Origin of the sequence: Bradyrhizobium sp. HKCCYLRH3059, assembly GCF_051168035.1 — a bacterium.
Lineage (GTDB): Bacteria > Pseudomonadota > Alphaproteobacteria > Rhizobiales > Xanthobacteraceae > Bradyrhizobium.
Genome location: NZ_JBNPUF010000011.1, coordinates 25,506 through 41,943, shown reverse-complemented (window position 1 = coordinate 41,943; position 16,438 = coordinate 25,506). Strand labels below are relative to the sequence as shown.

Below are 16,438 nucleotides of genomic sequence, written 5' to 3'. Positions count from 1 at the left end.
TCCGCTTCTGATCAGTATGATCAATGCGGAGGCAAGACATGTTGCTGCAGGCAGCCAAATCAGCTGCGGACGCCGTGCCCTCTCCCATGACGTCAGCGCGCGCGGTGACCAGTTCGTCGCTCCTGCTCACCGAAAGCCAGCAATCCATCGGCGGCCCGCCGTCGCTGATCGAAAGGCTCAGCCTGCGCGAACGTGAGCAGGTGCTCAAGCAGGGCCGCCGCAAGGTGCTGAACCGCGGCCAGACGCTGTTCAGCCAGGGCGCCAGGCACGACGGCATCTTCCTGGTCGAGAGCGGCCGCATCCGCGTGTTCTATACGTCGCCGCAGGGGCGCGAGATCACACTGGCCTATTGGCATGTCGGCAATTTCGTCGGCGGTCCCGAGGTGTTCGACACCGGCGTGCATCAATGGTCCGGCATCGCCGCCAGCAACGCCAGCGTGATCCAGCTTCCCGGCAAGGAGCTGCGAACGCTGGTGGCGGAGATCCCCAATCTCGCGATCGGACTGATCGAGGGGTTGAGCTTCAAGGGAAAATGCTACTCCGCCCTGGCCCAGATGCTGGGGACGCGTTCGATCACCGAGCGGCTCGCTCATCTGCTGCTGCATCTCGTCGACCTCTATGGCGTGGACGATCCCGACGGCAAGGTCATTGCCGCGGCCTTCACCCATGCCGACATCGCCCACATGGTCGGGGCGACGCGGCAGTGGGTGACGATCAGCCTCAAGCGGATGCAGGAAAAGAATATCGTCCGCACCAGGCGTTCGCAGATCGTGGTCTGCCGGCCCGACGTCCTGGACGAGATGCGCGGCCAGGCCGCGGATTAGCCGGCCTGCTCATGCAAGCGGCTGTCATGAGCGAAATTGCCCAAGGAGTACGCAACCGGATTTTGACGGCAACTAATCCACCCGCTGCCGAACTCCGGATTTGCGCTCGTGGACGCGGCCTTCATCATGGCGCCATCAGCCATCCAACCGAACGGGGATGAGAATGGTCCGCTGCCGTCACGCGCTCTTGCTATCCGTCACCTGTCTGTCCCTGATCGCGGCGCAGCCCGTCGCAGCAGAGACAGTCACGATCGGCATAGGCACCCAGGACACCACGACAAACACGGTGACGGCCGGCACCATCGTGCGGCAGCTTCACCTGCTGGAGAAGTATCTGCCCAAGGACGGCAAATACGCCAACATCAAGTTCGAGATCGAGTGGCAGAACTTCACCTCCGGTCCGCCCGTCACCAACGGGATGATGGCGAACAAGCTGCAGTTCGGCATGATGGGCGACTACCCGCTGATCGTGAACGGCTTCACCTTCGAGAACAATCCCGAGAGCAAGAGCCGGCTGATCGCCGTCGCCGCCTACAGCCTCGCCGGCTCCGGAAACGGCATCGTCGTTCACAAGGACTCGCCCTACTACGAACTCTCCGACCTCAAGGGCAAGCTTGTCAGCGTGCCGTTCGGCTCGGCCGCACACGGCATGGTGCTGAAGGCGCTTCAGGACGGCGGCTATCCGGCGGATTTCTTCCAGCTGGTGAGCCAGACGCCGGAGGTCGGCTCGACCAACCTGCAGGAAAAGAAGATCGACGCGCACGCCGATTTCGTGCCGTTCGCGGAGCTGCTGCCGTTCCGCGGCTTTGCGCGCAAGATCTTCGACGGCGTCCAGACCAACCTGCCGACATTCCATGGCGTCGTCGTCCGCACCGACTTCGCGGAAAAATATCCCGAGGTCGTCATCGCCTATGTCAAGGCGGTGATCGCCGCCAACCAGTGGCTACGCCAGGATCCGAAAGCGGCGGCCGAAAAGATCCAGGAATGGACCGGGATCAACAAGGAGGTCGTCTACATCTTCCTCGGCCCCGGCGGCAACATGACCACGGATCCGACGATCAAGCCGGCGCTGGTGGATGCCGCCGCGACGGACGTCAAGGTGCTGCAGAGCCTCGGCCGCATGAAAGAGTTCGATCCGAAGACATGGGTCGACGACAGCTACATCCGCAAGGCCTATGCCGAGCTGAAGCTGGACTACGACAAGGATCTCGCCAGCACCGCGAACTACGAAATCTCCGGCGAGGACAAGTTCTGCAACAGGCCGATCACCGAGCCGCGCAAGGCCGGTGAGGTCTGGGTCGACGGCGAGGGCATCACAGCCTTCAGCAGCGCTACCTGCACGCTCGGCGCCTATGCCGACTACAAGGCCAAGGGCAAGAAGATCAACGTCGCCTACGTCTTCGACACCGCGCGCGGCATCAAGCTGTTCGCCGACCAGGCGTTCTTCGCCGCGGCCAATGGCGAGATCGCGCCGTTCCTGCTGAAGAAGGATGCCGAGGCCTATGCCGCCAAGATCGGCGGCAAGGTGATGGGACTTGATGACGCCGTGAAGCTGGCGGTCGCGGGAGGCAAGACTTGAGCAGCCCCGCTTTGATGACATCCCCCGACCAGGCCGCGGCGACCGCCGCGCCTGGCACCGCGATCCCGCCGAGCCGTCCGGACGTCTCCGCCCGCGCGGCACGCTGGTTCCGGCTGAACCAGGACAGGCTGCAGTCGGTGCTGATCGGCACCGCGTCGCTGATCCTGTTCCTGATCGGCTGGCACCTGCTGACGACCTACCGCGTCGTCTTCTTCGTGAAGTTCACCAACGTGCCGGCGCCGCTGGCCGTCTATGCGAGCTTCACCAAGGCGATCCACGATCCGAAATTCCTGATGCACATCCTGCTCAGTTGCCGCCGGATCTTCATCGGGTTCTCGCTGGCCGCACTGGTCGGCGTGCCGCTCGGCCTGATCATGGGCCGCTTCAGGCTGGTGCACGAGATCGTGTTTCCGGTCGCCGAGGTGCTGCGTCCGATCCCGGCGATCGCCTGGGTCCCGATGGCGATCATGCTGTGGCCGACCAACGAGCAGAGCATCGTCTTCATCACCTTTCTCGGCTCGTTCTTTCCGATCCTGGTCAACACGCTGCACGGCATGACGCTGGTCGACCCCGTGCTGGTGCGGGCCGCCAAGTGCCTCGGCGCGCGGGAGACCGCGATCTTCCGCGAGGTCTATTTCCCGGCGTCGCTGCCGCACATCTTTACCGGCCTCACCGTCGGCATGGGCGTCGCATGGGTGTCGCTGATCGCGGCCGAGATGATCTCGGGGCAGTTCGGCATCGGCTACTTCACCTGGGAAGCCTATTCGCTGGTCCAGTATGCCGACATCGCGCTCGGGATGATCGCGATCGGCGTGCTCGGGCTCGGCTCGAGCCTCGTGATCCGCGCAGCCGGACAGTTGGTGATGCCCTGGAGGTCGCGATGAGCCAAGCCGCAGCGGATACGAGACAGGGCCATATCGAGGTCTGCAACTTCGCCCTGAGCTACGAGACCATCGACGGCGCCGTCGAGGCCGTCACCGACACGCAGATCCACGTCGAGCCCGGTGAGTTCGTCTCGATCGTCGGACCGTCGGGTTGCGGCAAGTCGACACTGCTCAACGCCGTCGCGGGTTTCCTCAAACCCACCAGCGGCGTCGTCACGGTCGACGGCCATGCCGTGACGGGTCCGAGCGCCGAGCGCGGCATGGTGTTCCAGCAATATTCGCTGTTTCCCTGGAAGACGGTGCGCGAGAACGTCGAGTTCGGGCTGAAGATGCGCGGCATGCCGAAGTTCGAGCGCGCACGCGCGGCGCGCACTCTGCTCGGGCTCGCCGGCCTCGAGGCGTTCGAGAACCATTATCCCGAGCGCCTCTCCGGCGGCATGAAGCAGCGCGTCGGCATCGTGCGCGCGCTCGCCACCGGTCCCAAGGTGCTGCTGCTCGACGAGCCGTTCGGCGCGCTCGACGCGCAGACCCGCATCATCATGCAGCAGATCCTCACCAACATGTGGCAGCGGCTGAAGATCTCGGTGCTGTTCGTCACCCACGACATCGACGAGGCGATCTTCCTGTCCGACCGCGTCTACTGCATGACCGCGCGCCCGGGCTCGATCAAGGCCGAAATCCAGATCCCGCTCGAGCGCCCACGCCAGCAAGCGATGATGATGTCGTCGGAATTCCTGGCGCTGCGGCGCGGGCTGATGTCGCTGATCCGCGAGGAAAGCCTGAAGGCGATGGGCGGCGAGATCACCGATCTCGGCATGCAGGGACTGAGTATCGAGCTGCAGGGTCAGTCGATCGCCGAAATCCTCTGAGGCGCTCGACCCGCGACGTCCGCTCCAGCTACGCCCGAAAGCGCCCGATGGTCGCACCCGGGCGGCGCATCAGTGCTGGCGTCCCTGCCGGTCCTGACGCAGAATGCCGGAAAGCCAAACAAGGACATCGCAGGGGGAGCGCCCGGATCCGTCAGCATCGACATCGGGCGCGAGAGTTGCTCGCAGGCGCACACGAAGGGGTACAGGCGAACGCGCACCGGCTGTGCATCGCACGGCACGGACGGCGTTCGAGATGCAGCCAGTGTCGTCGCCGGGCGCGGCTGCTCTCCAGGCGCAACTGAGAGGAAGCCAATGCAGGGCACCATCTATCCGAGCCTCAAGGATCGGGCCGTCCTCGTGACCGGCGGCGGCTCCGGCATCGGGGAAGCCATCGTGCGCAATTTCCTCGGCCAAGGCGCGCGTGTCGGATTCATCGACATCGATCTGGAGGCGTCGCAGCAGCTGCTGGCGAGCCTGCCCGCGGAGGCGAAGGTGCACTTCGCGCATGCCGACCTTCGCGACATCGGTGCGCTGAGGGCTGCGGTCGCCGGCGCCCGTGCGGCGCTGGGGCCGATCACCATTCTGGTGAACAACGCCGCGCGCGACGACCGCCACGCGATCGAGGACGTCACGCCGGACTATTGGGACGAGCGCATCGCCGTGAACCTCAAACATCAGTTCTTCGCGGCCCAGGCGGTCGCGCCGGACATGATCCAGGCCGGAGGCGGCGCGATCGTCAATCTCGGCTCGGTGAGCTGGGTGCTCGGCCAGGGCAACATGCCCTGCTACACCACGGCGAAGTCGGCGATCCAGGGACTGACCCGCGCCCTCGCCCGCGATCTCGGACCCAATAACGTGCGGGTCAATTCCATTCTTCCGGGCTGGATCATGACCGAGCGGCAGCAGAGACTCTGGCTGACGCCCGAGGGCGAGGCCGAGCTCATGCGCCGCCAATGCCTCAAGCGCAAGCTCGTGCCGGACGACATCGCCCGCGTGGTGCTGTTCTTCGCCGCCGACGACAGCGGCGCCTGCACCAACCAGAACTACATCGTCGACGGCGGCTGGGCCTGAGGCTCGACCATCATCACGAAGCCACGAGGTGCGGTCCGGTGCTGCCGCGTGCGACGATCTCGAAGCCGAGGTCGATCCGCCGCGTTCTCGGCCGCTTGCCGGTGGCGATCACCTGAAGCACCAGTTCGGACGCCACGCGCCCCATGTCGGCGCGCGGCGTCAGCACGGTCGACAGCGGCGGATTGGAGGCCGCCGCGAATTCCAGGTCGTTGAAGCCGATCAGCGAGATCCGGCGCGGGACCTCCAGCCCCGCCTGCTGGCAGGCGAATAGCGCACCAAGCGCGATGTTGTCATCGCAGCAGAAGATCGCATCGGGAGCTTCGCTCGCGAGCATCTCCTCGGTCAGCTTCCGCCCCAGCGAGATCGTCGCCTGCGCCGGCAGCCAGGCCACCAGCGACGTGCCGTCCAGCCCCGCTTCGGCCAGCGCCGCACGATACCCCTCGAGCCGGGCGCGGGCCCGGTCGTCGCGCTGTCCCGAGAGATAGGCGATCCGCCGATGTCCCAGCTCGATCAGGAAGCGGGTCGCGGCGTAGCCGCCCTGGCGCTGCGAAAGTCCGACATTCAGATCGATCGGATCGTCGGTCAGCTCGAATGTCTGCACCACCGGAATCCGCGAACGTTCGAGAACGCGCCGCGCGGCCCGCGTCTGGTTCACTCCGACCAGGATCAGCGCCTCGATGTTCTGGCCCAGCAAGGTCCTGATCGCGCCCTCTTCCTCCTCCGCCGAGTAGCGGCTGCTGACGACGACGGGACGAAAGCCGAGCGGCAGCAGGGTGTCGTAGATCGCCTGCAGGTAGTCCGCGAAGATGCCGTTGGAGAGCGACGACACGACGATGCCGATCGAATGCGTGCGGGTCGAGGCGAGCCGGCTCGCCGCGAAGTTCGGCACATAGGCCAGCCTGTCGACCGCGGCATCGATCCGCTTGCGCAACTCCGGCGACACCATATCGGGCCGCCGCAGCGCCCGCGACACAGTGACAGCGCTGACATGGGCGATGCGCGCGACGTCCTCCAGCGTGGTGCGACGCTTCTGAGACATGATCCTTGCAACATTGATTCACGCGGATTTGTCCGAACCATATTCATGACATGCGACCGGCCGCTTGGCAAAAGCCGCGCGACGGTAATTGACAGCGCTGTCATTGATCAGTAACGCTTGGCGGGTCGAGATGACGAGCAATGCTCGCACAACCTCAGGAAACAAAGAGGCGTCTCGCACATGCGTCATTGATTTGGCGCCACAACAACAGGGGAGGTCACGAATGTCGTCCATGTCGATGAGGGCGCGATGCCTTGCCACTTGTGCATCGCTGGTGTTGGTCACGGCGTTTGCCGGCAAGGCGCTGGCGGAGCCGGAGATGGTCAAGGGACCGGCGACCGAGCCTGAATGCATGGTGCCGTGGACCACGGACACCAAGTTCTTCAAGTTTCCGGCCAAGAAGGGCCCGTACCGCATCGCACTGGCGAACGGCTACATCGCCAATACCTGGCGCATCCAGATGATCCAGACCGCGAAGGCCTATGCGGCGCAGCCGGAGATCAAGGCCAAGCTGAAGGAATTCAAGGTCGTCTCGACCGGCGAGGACGTGCCGGCCCAGATATCGGCAATCAACAACTTCATCGACTCCGGCTATGACGCCATCGTCGTCAACGCGCAGAACCCGACCGCGTTCGGGCCGGTGATCAAGCGCGCCAAGCAGGCCGGCGTGATCCTCGTCGCCTTCGACAACATCCTCGCGACGGAAGATGCGATCAACGTCAATGTCGACCAGAAGGGTCTCGGCGAACTCTGGGCGAAGTGGCTGGTCAAGAACGTGCCCGGCGGCGGCAAGGTGCTCGAGGTGCGCGGCGTCGCCGGCACCTCGGTCGACACCGATCGGCACAACGGCTTCCACTCCGTTCTCGATGCCTCCGGCAAGAAGTGGCAGGTCACCGAGGTCGTCGGCAAATGGGACGACGGCGTCGCCCAGAAGGCCACGGCGGATGCGATCGCGACCAATGGCCCGTTCGATGCGATTTCCGGCCAGGGCGGCGACACCGGCATCGTGCAGGCCATGCTCGACGCCAAGCACAAGATGGTGCCCTTCGGCGGCGAGACCGAAAACGGCTTCCGCAAGTTCTGCGCCGCCAAGGCGTCCGAAGGCCTGAAATGCTCTTCCGCCGGTACCGGACCTGCGCAGGTCGCGGTCGCGATCAAGGTCGCGCTCGCCGCGTTGGAAGGCAAGGTGGTGCCGCAATCGGTCAAGCTGCCGCTCGCCGTCGTCGAAGATCCGAACTTCAAGAAGGATCAGGACTACTTCCCGGCCCAGTCCGACAACTTCTTCGTCGGCAACTCCTTCCCGACCTGCGGCATCAACTTCACGGCGCAGGAGATCATGGGTCAGTCGAAGGAAAATCAATAGGCCGGTGTGATCGCTGGTCCGCGAGTTCTCTCGCGGCCAGCCCGTCCCTATTGCCCAAACGACTGAGGGAGCAAGCATGATCGCGGCCGAGCCGCTGTTTCGCGCCGAAGGACTGTCCAAGCGCTACGGCGGCGTGATCGCTCTCGACGGTGCGGACCTGGAGGTCCATCCCGGCCGCATCCACGCCATTCTCGGCGAGAACGGCGCCGGCAAGTCGACGCTGATCAAGCTGATGGTCGGCGTGGTCGCGCCGGACGAAGGCCGGATGACGCTTGAAGGACGCGCGGTCGCCTTCAGCGGTCCCTCCGCCGCGAACGATGCCGGCGTCGTCTGCATCTTCCAGGAGCTGTCGCTGATCCCCGACCTGTCGGTCGCCGACAACATCATGATCTCGCATCCGCCGACGCGGTTCGGCATGATCGACCGGCGCGCCCAGCGCCGACTTGCCGAGGAGGCGCTGCACCGCGCCGGCGCCAGCGACATTCACCCGCGCGCGCTGGTGAAGGACCTGCCGCTGTCGCGCCGCCAGATGGTCGAGATCGCGAAAGCCCTGTCGCGGCAGCCGAAGATCCTGATCCTCGACGAGGCAACCTCGGCGCTGACCGCATCCGACGTGACCAAGGTGTTCAAGGTGCTGAAGCGCCTGCGCAGCGAGGGGCTGGCGCTGCTCTACATCTCCCATCGCATGCACGAGATCGCGGAGCTCGCCGACGATTGCAGCGTGTTCCGCAACGGCCGCCGCATCTCGACCTTCCGGGCCGGCACCAAGACGGATGCCGAAGTGATCGAGCTGATGATCGGCCGTGAGTACAAGCATGCCTTCCCGGAAAAGCCGCCGCGCAAGACCGATGGGCGGCCGCCCGCGCTGCAATGCAGGAGCATCAGTTGGGGCGACCGGCTGAAGGACATCTCGTTCTCGCTGCAGGCCGGCGAGATCATCGGTCTCGGCGGGCTCGACGGCCAGGGCCAGCGCGAGCTGCTGCTGGCGCTGTTCGGCGTGCTGCGCGACTGTCGCGGCGACATTCTGATCGACGGCAACAAGGTGACGATCGACAGCCCCGTCACCGCCAAGTCGGAGCGCATCGGCCTCGCCCTCATTCCGGAGGACCGCAAGACCGAAGGACTGATGCTGCCGATGTCGGTGCGCGACAATCTCTCGGCCGCCGCCTTCGACCGGTTCGCGACATTCGGCATCATCGACCGGCAGCGGCAATCGATGCTGATCGAGGAGATGATCCGCCTGATCGAGATCAAGACCGCCTCCCCCGACCTCGCCGTCAGCGCACTCTCCGGCGGCAACCAGCAGAAGGTGGTGATCGCGAAATGGCTGATGAACAAGCCGCGCATCATCCTGCTCAACGATCCGACGCGCGGCATCGACGTCGGCACCAAGCAGGAGATCTACCGGCTGCTGCGCCGGCTTGCCGACGAGGGCGCCGCGATCCTGCTCTATTCGACCGACTATGACGAGCTGATCGGCTGCTGCGACCGCGTGCTGGTGATGTACGATGGCGCGATCAGGCGCGAGCTCGCGGGCGCCGAGATCACCGAGCGCGCGCTGGTCAGCAGTGCGCTCAATGTCGACGAAGGCGAGCGAGCGGAAGCGAGTCTGGCATGACCGAGTGGCGGTACTGGCTCTCCGAACAGCGCGGCACCCTGCTCGCGATCGGGATCTTCGTCGCGATGTTCCTGCTCTATGCGACCAATCATCCGGCCGGCTTCAGCGCCAACATGGTGCAGACCGCGGCCAACAAGGCGACGCTGCTGGCCTTTGTCGCGATGGCGCAGGCGATCGTGGTGATCACCGCCGGCATCGATCTGTCCGTCGGCATGATCCTGACCCTGACCAACTGCCTTGCATCCTGGATCGTGGTCGGCACCGCCACCGAAACCGCGCTCGGCGTGGCCGGCGTGCTCGGCACCGGCATCGTCTGCGGCATGATCAACGGCGCGATCGTGATCTTCGGGCGCCTGCAGCCGATCGTGACGACGATCGCCACCGGGGCGATGTACTACGGCATCGCGCTGTTCCTGCGGCCCAATCCCGGCGGATCCGTCAACGAGACTCTGGCGGATGCCTTGACGGGAAGATTGTTCGGCGTGCTGCCCACGAGCCTCGTGGCACTGGCTGCGGCGGCGCTGCTGATCTGGGTTCCCTATAGCCGCTCGGTCGTCGGCCGCGCCGCGTTCGCGACCGGCTCCTCCGAGGTCGCAGCCTACATGTCCGGCGCGCCGATCCGCGCGGCCAAGTTTGTCGCCTACACCTTGGCTGGCCTATTGTCGGCGATCGGCGGCCTGTTCCTGACGTTCTTCTCCTACACGGGCGAAGCCGCCTATGCGAGTGGCAATGCCTACACGCTGTTCTCGATCGCGGCCGTGGTGCTCGGCGGCGTATCGCTGATGGGCGGACGCGGCAGCGCGATCGGGGCGATCTTCGGCGCGCTCGCCTTCCGCACCATCGGCGATCTGCTGTTCGTGTTCGATTTCGATCCGCTGTGGCAGCCGCTGTTCCAGGGTCTCGTGCTGATGCTCGCGGTCTCGATCGGCGCGTTCGGTCTGGTGCGGGTGCGCAATCGGCTGGAGTGGTTCGGATGAGCGACGCAACGGCACCACGACCGACCCATCGCGGGATCGCCATGCTGCGTCGGATCGATCCGGCGGTGGCGGCCTCGTTCGGCTGCATCCTGCTGCTGCTGCTGGTGGGCAGCCTCTATTCGCGCAGCTTCCTGTCGCCGGATTATCTGCTGCAGCAGTTGAAGGTCGCGAGCTTCCTGGGCGTGATCGCCACCGGCATGATGCTGGTGATCCTGCTCGGCCAGATCGATCTCTCGGTGCCCTGGGTTGTCACGACGGGCGCGATGATGGCCTGCGCGGCGGCCGCCCATGGCACGACCGGCGCCATCATCGCGATTCCCTGCGGCATTCTCTGCGGAGCCGCCATCGGTCTCCTGAACGGCATCGGCGTCGCCTATCTGCGCATTCCCTCGATGATCATCACCCTGGCGACCAACGCGGTCGCGCAAGGGCTGATGGTCGCCTACACCGGAGGCTTCGCGCCGCAGGATTCCGCCTCCAAGGCGATGCGCTATCTCGCCACCGGCAATATCGTGCCCGGCCTTCCCAACGCGGTGCTGGTGTGGGCGATCATCGGCGGCGCCGCGATCTGGCTGCTGTCGCGGACCACGTTTGGCCGCGCCATCTATGCCATCGGCAATCGCGAGCGCGCGGCCTATCTCTCAGGGATCGATACACGCCGCATCACCATGCTGGCGTTCGCGCTGTCCGGCGCCCTCTCCGCCTGCGGCGGCGTTCTGCTCGCGGGCTACGCCTCGAAGGCGGCGCAGTCGATGGGCGACGCTTATCTGCTGCCCTCGATCGCGGCCGTCGTGCTCGGCGGCACGCACATCCTCGGCGGCCGCGGCAGCTATCTCGGCACCGTCGCCGGCGTCGTGCTGATCACCCTGCTGCAATCCATTCTGTCGGTGATGCAGATCAGCGAGGCCGGTCGCCAACTGATCTACGGCGCGGTGATCATCCTGATGCTCCTGATCTACGGCCGCCAGAAGCTGTGATGCATGCGACGTCGCGACGGACTTTGCTGACGGCGACCACCTCTCGCGCAAGCCCGCGAGCGATCGGCCGCTGACCCCACAGCACCACCACAAGTAGCTCGCCCGCAACGACTGGCGAAGCCCTTCAAACCAAAGCTGCCTCGGATTCGCTCTCGGTCTCTTCTCACCGATTCACCCGCTTTCTATGGGCGCGAAGGCGGCCTCATCGCCGAATGTGCTTTCCTGTCCGGCACAACCGAAACAGGGTTCCAGGCTACGCTTGATTAAGCATCGTTGCACGGTATCTGCGTATTTTACCCGCCGAGGTTGATTTATTGGCCCGACCGGCCGTAACAAGACACCGACGGGAAACAAATCGAAATCCATTTGAAATGTGAGAGCGGACGACAATGTCGGACACCGCAGCCGGTGGTCTATTGCCTGATCTCAGCCGCCGCTGGCTCCCCTGGACAAAGAGCGTCTTGCAACGGGCGCATGACAGCGAGGATGCCGCGACGGCCTGGGCCGTGTTCCGGTTCAACTGGGCTGTCATGACAGCTCTTTGGGTGCTGTTCGGACTGTGCCTGATCTTCACGGATTTTCGCATCGAACCCGTCGGCTACATCATCGTGCTATCGACATCGGCCATCTATGGTGTCATCGGCTACGCCAACGCACGGTCGGCGCGGCGTGCCAAACCCTGGATGTTCTCATTCCTGACGGGAATGGCCCAGACCACACTGGCATCCACCGTGCTGGCATCACTGTCCTACATTGCGACGGCCGCCAACCTGCCGCTTCAGGACGCCAACCTGCTCGCCCTCGATCGCGCCCTTGGCTTCGACTTTCGCGACTACTTGTCGTTCGTCAATGACCGCCCCTGGGCCGTCCTGAGCCTCGCGTTCGGCTATCGATCCATTTCCTGGACGATCTGCATCATCGTCGTGGCCCTTCCCTTGCTGGGCCACTATCGCCGGTTCGCGGAGTTCAACCTCGCGATCAGCCTGACGCTGGCGCTGACCTGCATCATCACCTTGTTTGTCCCTGCACTCGGCGTGTATCACGCGTTGGAGCTGCCGCCGTCCGCCTACGCAAACCTCATCCCGCAGGCCTATTTCGACACGGCGCGCGAGGTGCCCCTGGTTCGCGATGGGACGCTGCGCCTGTTGGATACCAGCCATCTCGCGGGGATCGTGACCTTTCCGAGCTTTCACGCGGCAGCCGCGGTCCTCGACGGCTGGGCATTGTGGTCATTGCGCTGGTTGCGACCGTTCAATGTCCTGATCCACGGCGCGATGCTGCTCTCGACCCCAATCGGCGGCGGACATTTCCTCGTCGACATGATCGCCGGCATCGCGATCGCGACGGCGTCGATCTGCATCGCGCGCCTTGTTGCCCTGAGGCTACGCGAACGCCACGCCACGTTTCCGCGCCGCATGCTGCGACATCCATTGCCTCAGACCTGAAGGATTTGGACAAGGCGGGTGTCTGTGGCACATCCGCCAGAGCTGCATCGGCGAAAACGTGCCGGCGGCTCCTCTCATACTTCGAGCCACTCCTGCCGGACCGCGGTGTTGGCCTTGAGCTGATCCGGTGTCCCTTCGAACACGACGCGGCCGTGGCCCATGACATAGACGCGTTTCGAAATGCGCATCGCGATCGAGAGCTTCTGCTCGACGAGCAGGATCGCGACGCCCGCCGCTGCGATCCGGGCAATCAGATCGCCGACCTGCTGCACGATCAGCGGCGCCAGACCTTCGGTGGGCTCGTCGATCATGATCAGGTCAGGGTCGCCCATCAGCGTGCGGCAGGTGGTCAGCATCTGCTTCTCGCCGCCCGACAGCACACCCGCAGGCGTATCGGCGCGCGCGGCGAGATTGGGAAACATGTCGAGCATGTCCTGAAGGCGCCACTTCCCCGGCCGCCGCGTGTCCTTGATGCCGAGCACGAGGTTTTGCCGAACGGTGAGGCTCGGGAAGATGTCACGGTGTTCAGGCACATAGCCGAGCCCAAGGCGCGCGATCTTGTAGCTCGGCAAGCCGGCAATGTCCCGGCCCTTGAAGCGGATCGTCCCCTGCGGACTGACCTCGCCCATGATCGCCTTCACGGTGGTCGAGCGGCCGACGCCGTTGCGGCCGAGCAGGCTCACCACTTCGCCGGCGGCGACGTCGAGGTCGACGCCCTGCAGAATATGGCTCTTGCCGTAGTAGGCGTGGAGGTTCCTGACCTCGAGCATCAGTGGGCCTCCTCGCCGAGATAGGCTTCCCTCACCTTCGGGTCGCGACGGATCTCCTCCGGCGTGCCCGACGCGATGATGTGGCCATAGACCAGCACCGAGATGCGATCGGCGAGACCGAATACCACGCTCATGTCGTGCTCGACGATCACCAGCGTCCGCCCCTCGGTGAGCCGCCGGATCAACGAGACCGCGCGCTCGGTCTCCGCGTGACTCATCCCGGCGGTCGGCTCGTCGAGCATGACGACCGTCGCGCCGCTCGCGATGGTGACGCCGATCTCCAGCTCGCGCTGCTCGGCATAGGTCAACAACCCCGCGGGAATGTCACGCCGATGCGTGAGATGGATGTCATCGAGGATCTGGGCGGTCCGCTCGCGCACCTCCGGCAGGCTGTCGACGTTCTTCCAGAACGCGTAGCGATGTCCGGTCGCCCACAGCACGGCGCATCGGACGTTCTCCCACACGGTCATGCGAGCGAACACGTTGGTGACCTGGAACGAGCGCGACAAGCCGCGCCGATTGATCTCGAACGGCCGCAGGCCGGAGATGAGCGTGCCGTTCAGCCTCACCTCGCCGGAGGTCGGCCTGATGTGTCCGCTGATCAGGTTGAACGTCGTGGACTTGCCGGCGCCGTTCGGGCCGATGATGGCGTGGCGCTCGCCCTTGGTGACGCTGAGATTGAGGTCGCGGATGACGCCGACATTGCCGAAGCGCTTTTCGACGGCGCGAACTTCGATCGCTGCGGTCATGCCAGATACCCCCGATCACGCGCCACGGTGGCGGCCCTGTCCCAGGCTCCGGCGATCCGCTGCCACGTCGACCGCGCGACAAAGAAGCCGGCGACCACCAGAATCGCGGCGACGCCCCATGTCGCCGGCGATTGCGGATTGAAGGCCACGCCGAACAGGTTGATGGCGTCACCACCCGAATAGCGCGCGACCGTCTCGATGGTCAGGATGACGCCGTAGGCGAGCGCCGCGGTCGGCACGACCGCAACGAGATAGGACGGGATCACCATTCCGAGCGTTCCGGCACGGACCAGCGGCCGGTGCATCATCAGCAGACCGGCAATGCCACCGGGTGAGAACATGACGATGCCGATGAAGATGATGCCAAAGTAGAGCTGCCATACGCTGGTGAGGCTCGTCAGCCCGAGCTGGAGATAGGTCACCAGGATCGCGCCGAGGATCGGACCGAAGAAGTAGGCCGTCCCGCCGATGAAGGTCGCGAACAGCACCAGGCCCGACTGGATTGCACCGAGATAGGCGGAATTCGCGATCTCGAAGCTGATCGCCGCGAGGCCGCCCGCGACGCCGGCGAAGAATCCGGCAAAACAATAGGCGAGATAGCGGACGACGTGCGGGTCGTAGCCGATGAACTGGACCCGTTCGGGATTGTCGCGCACCGCATTGCTGATCCGCCCCAGGGGCGTCCGGGTCAGCGCATACATCGCGATTGCCGACAGCACCAGCCAGAACGCGATCAGGTAATAGACCTGCAGCTGCGGCCCGAAGGTCCAGCCAAACATGCGCGGCAGAGCGGTGCGGTCCGTGGTGATGCCGGCTTCGCCGCCAAACACCGAGCGCAGGATCAGCGACGACGACGCCACGAGCTCGCCGATGCCGAGCGAGATCATCGCAAACACCGTGCCGGCGCGCTTGGTCATGACCCAGCCGAGGATGATCGCGAAGGCGAGGCCGCCCAGCCCGCCGAACAGCGGAATGAAGGGCAGCGGAATCGGCCAGCCATGCGCCACCACCGCATTCATCATGTGACAGGCCGCGAAGCCGCCCAGGCCGTAGTGAACCGCGTGACCGAACGACAGCAATCCGGTCTGACCGAGGAGGATGTTGTAGGAGAGCGCGAAGACGATCGCGATCCCGATCAGGCTGAACGAGGTCAGCGATCCGCCCGAATTGAAGAGCAGCGGCAGCACGATCAGCGCCGCCACGCCGATCACCCAGACGGCATAGAAGCGGAGACGGGATCCGGCGGGCTTTGCCGCGAGACGAGACGCGGAGGTCACTGCTGCGGTCATGATTCGCGAGTCCCCATCAGGCCCACGGGGCGCACGATCAGGACGAGCACCAGCAGCAGGTAGGGAACGATCGGTGCGACCTGCGCGATCGTCACGTTCCAGATGTCGGTGAGCACCGATGGCCCGGCGGATGGATCGAGCGGGCCGAAGGCGCTTGCCAGCGAGCCGTTCAGCGCGACGGCGAAGGTCTGCACCAGGCCGATCACCAGCGAAGCGATGAAGGCGCCCGGCAGCGAGCCCAGGCCGCCGAACACGATCACCACGAACAGGATCGGCCCGAGCGCCGCGGCCATGTCGGATTGCGTCACCAGAGCGGGACCGGCGATGACGCCGGCGAGACCGGCCAGCGCGCTGCCGACCCCGAACACCACCATGAACACGCGTCCGACATTGTGGCCGAGATGGCCCACCATGTGGGGATGGGTCAGCGCCGCCTGAACGATCAGGCCGACCCTGGTGCGCTTGAGCACGATCAGCAGCGCCACGAAGATCGTCACCGACACCGCCAGCATGAACAGCTTGTAGGCCGGATAGTTGGTCGAGAAGATCGTGAACGCGGGAAAGTCCAGCAGCGTCGGGACGCGATAGTCGAGCGGCGTCTTGCCCCAGATCATCGAGACGACTTCCTCGATCGCGAATGCAAGGCCGAAGGTCAGCAGCAGCTCGGCGACGTGGCCATGCTTGTGCGTGTTGCGGAGCCCGTAGCGCTCGACGGCCATGCCGATGGCCCCGACGAGGAGCGGCGCCAGCAGCAGGGCCGGCCAGAAGCCGACCCATTTCGTGAGCTGGAAGCCGAAAAAGGCGCCGAGCATGTAGAAGCTGGCGTGAGCAAAATTGAGCACCCCCATCATGCTGAAGATGACGGTCAGCCCGCTCGACAGCAGGAACAGCAGCATGCCGAACAGCACGCCGTTGAGGGTGGAGATGACGATGAGTTCAAGCACGGTGCACCCGCGAATGTCCGGGGCTTCGATGCCCCGCCGC

The 16,438-nt window shown here is 65.0% G+C and carries 16 protein-coding genes; 10 read left to right on the top strand and 6 right to left on the bottom strand.

From position 1 onward, the window contains the following. Window positions 1-38: 38 nt before the first annotated feature. The 5 genes from ACQR13_RS28215 (at window position 39) to ACQR13_RS28195 (ending at window position 5,227) form a co-directional block, all read left to right on the top strand. A complete protein-coding gene (locus ACQR13_RS28215; protein ID WP_315752353.1) occupies window positions 39-824 on the top strand; it encodes a Crp/Fnr family transcriptional regulator in 786 nt (261 codons plus the stop codon). Window positions 825-987: 163 nt separating this feature from the next. After that, on the top strand, window positions 988-2,403 hold the full coding sequence (locus ACQR13_RS28210) for an ABC transporter substrate-binding protein (RefSeq protein WP_434863464.1): 1,416 nt from the start codon (window positions 988-990) through the stop codon (window positions 2,401-2,403). After that, on the top strand, window positions 2,400-3,287 hold the full coding sequence (locus ACQR13_RS28205) for an ABC transporter permease (RefSeq protein WP_316165898.1): 888 nt from the start codon (window positions 2,400-2,402) through the stop codon (window positions 3,285-3,287). The genes ACQR13_RS28210 and ACQR13_RS28205 overlap by 4 nt, the downstream gene beginning before the upstream one ends. Beyond that, window positions 3,284-4,156: an ABC transporter ATP-binding protein gene (locus ACQR13_RS28200; protein WP_315769575.1), complete on the top strand. Its 873-nt coding sequence runs from the start codon at window positions 3,284-3,286 to the stop codon at window positions 4,154-4,156. Before ACQR13_RS28205 ends, ACQR13_RS28200 begins: the two co-directional genes overlap by 4 nt. Window positions 4,157-4,468: 312 nt before the next feature. Continuing rightward, complete coding sequence (locus ACQR13_RS28195; RefSeq protein ID WP_434863463.1) at window positions 4,469-5,227, top strand: SDR family NAD(P)-dependent oxidoreductase; 759 nt, start codon at window positions 4,469-4,471, stop codon at window positions 5,225-5,227. A 13-nt stretch (window positions 5,228-5,240) separates the two neighbouring features. On the opposite strand, the gene ACQR13_RS28190 is transcribed toward ACQR13_RS28195, so the two are convergent. Next, entirely contained in the window at window positions 5,241-6,266 is a 1,026-nt protein-coding gene (locus ACQR13_RS28190; protein ID WP_315825325.1) for a LacI family DNA-binding transcriptional regulator, read from the bottom strand. Window positions 6,267-6,284: 18 nt separating this feature from the next. Next, window positions 6,285-6,551, bottom strand: a complete 267-nt coding sequence (locus ACQR13_RS28185) for a hypothetical protein (protein ID WP_316192951.1) — start codon at window positions 6,549-6,551, stop codon at window positions 6,285-6,287. Here ACQR13_RS28185 and ACQR13_RS28180 point away from each other — a divergent pair. From ACQR13_RS28180 to ACQR13_RS28160, 5 genes are all read left to right on the top strand, one after another. Then, complete coding sequence (locus ACQR13_RS28180) at window positions 6,490-7,629, top strand: sugar ABC transporter substrate-binding protein (RefSeq protein WP_434863462.1); 1,140 nt, start codon at window positions 6,490-6,492, stop codon at window positions 7,627-7,629. The genes ACQR13_RS28185 and ACQR13_RS28180 overlap by 62 nt on opposite strands. Before the next feature lie 76 nt (window positions 7,630-7,705). Continuing rightward, window positions 7,706-9,247: a sugar ABC transporter ATP-binding protein gene (locus ACQR13_RS28175; protein WP_315752347.1), complete on the top strand. Its 1,542-nt coding sequence runs from the start codon at window positions 7,706-7,708 to the stop codon at window positions 9,245-9,247. After that, entirely contained in the window at window positions 9,244-10,224 is a 981-nt protein-coding gene (locus ACQR13_RS28170) for an ABC transporter permease (RefSeq protein WP_315752346.1), read from the top strand. The genes ACQR13_RS28175 and ACQR13_RS28170 overlap by 4 nt, the downstream gene beginning before the upstream one ends. Beyond that, a complete protein-coding gene (locus tag ACQR13_RS28165; RefSeq protein ID WP_315713532.1) occupies window positions 10,221-11,201 on the top strand; it encodes an ABC transporter permease in 981 nt (326 codons plus the stop codon). The genes ACQR13_RS28170 and ACQR13_RS28165 overlap by 4 nt, the downstream gene beginning before the upstream one ends. 461 nt (window positions 11,202-11,662) lie before the next feature. Next, the gene (locus ACQR13_RS28160) at window positions 11,663-12,646 is read left to right on the top strand and encodes a phosphatase PAP2 family protein (RefSeq protein ID WP_316191440.1); all 984 of its coding nucleotides are present in this window, start codon (window positions 11,663-11,665) and stop codon (window positions 12,644-12,646) included. Between the two features lie 74 nt (window positions 12,647-12,720). On the opposite strand, the gene ACQR13_RS28155 is transcribed toward ACQR13_RS28160, so the two are convergent. The 4 genes from ACQR13_RS28155 to ACQR13_RS28140 are packed head-to-tail and all read right to left on the bottom strand — an operon-like array spanning window position 12,721 to window position 16,398. Next, window positions 12,721-13,416 (bottom strand): ABC transporter ATP-binding protein, encoded by a 696-nt coding sequence (locus ACQR13_RS28155; protein WP_315713534.1) that lies wholly within the window; start codon window positions 13,414-13,416, stop codon window positions 12,721-12,723. Next, on the bottom strand, window positions 13,416-14,165 hold the full coding sequence (locus ACQR13_RS28150; protein WP_315752344.1) for an ABC transporter ATP-binding protein: 750 nt from the start codon (window positions 14,163-14,165) through the stop codon (window positions 13,416-13,418). The genes ACQR13_RS28155 and ACQR13_RS28150 overlap by 1 nt, the downstream gene beginning before the upstream one ends. Then, window positions 14,162-15,454: a branched-chain amino acid ABC transporter permease gene (locus tag ACQR13_RS28145; RefSeq protein ID WP_315752343.1), complete on the bottom strand. Its 1,293-nt coding sequence runs from the start codon at window positions 15,452-15,454 to the stop codon at window positions 14,162-14,164. The genes ACQR13_RS28150 and ACQR13_RS28145 overlap by 4 nt, the downstream gene beginning before the upstream one ends. After that, entirely contained in the window at window positions 15,451-16,398 is a 948-nt protein-coding gene (locus ACQR13_RS28140) for a branched-chain amino acid ABC transporter permease (RefSeq protein ID WP_316165890.1), read from the bottom strand. Before ACQR13_RS28140 ends, ACQR13_RS28145 begins: the two co-directional genes overlap by 4 nt. Window positions 16,399-16,438: the final 40 nt, after the last annotated feature.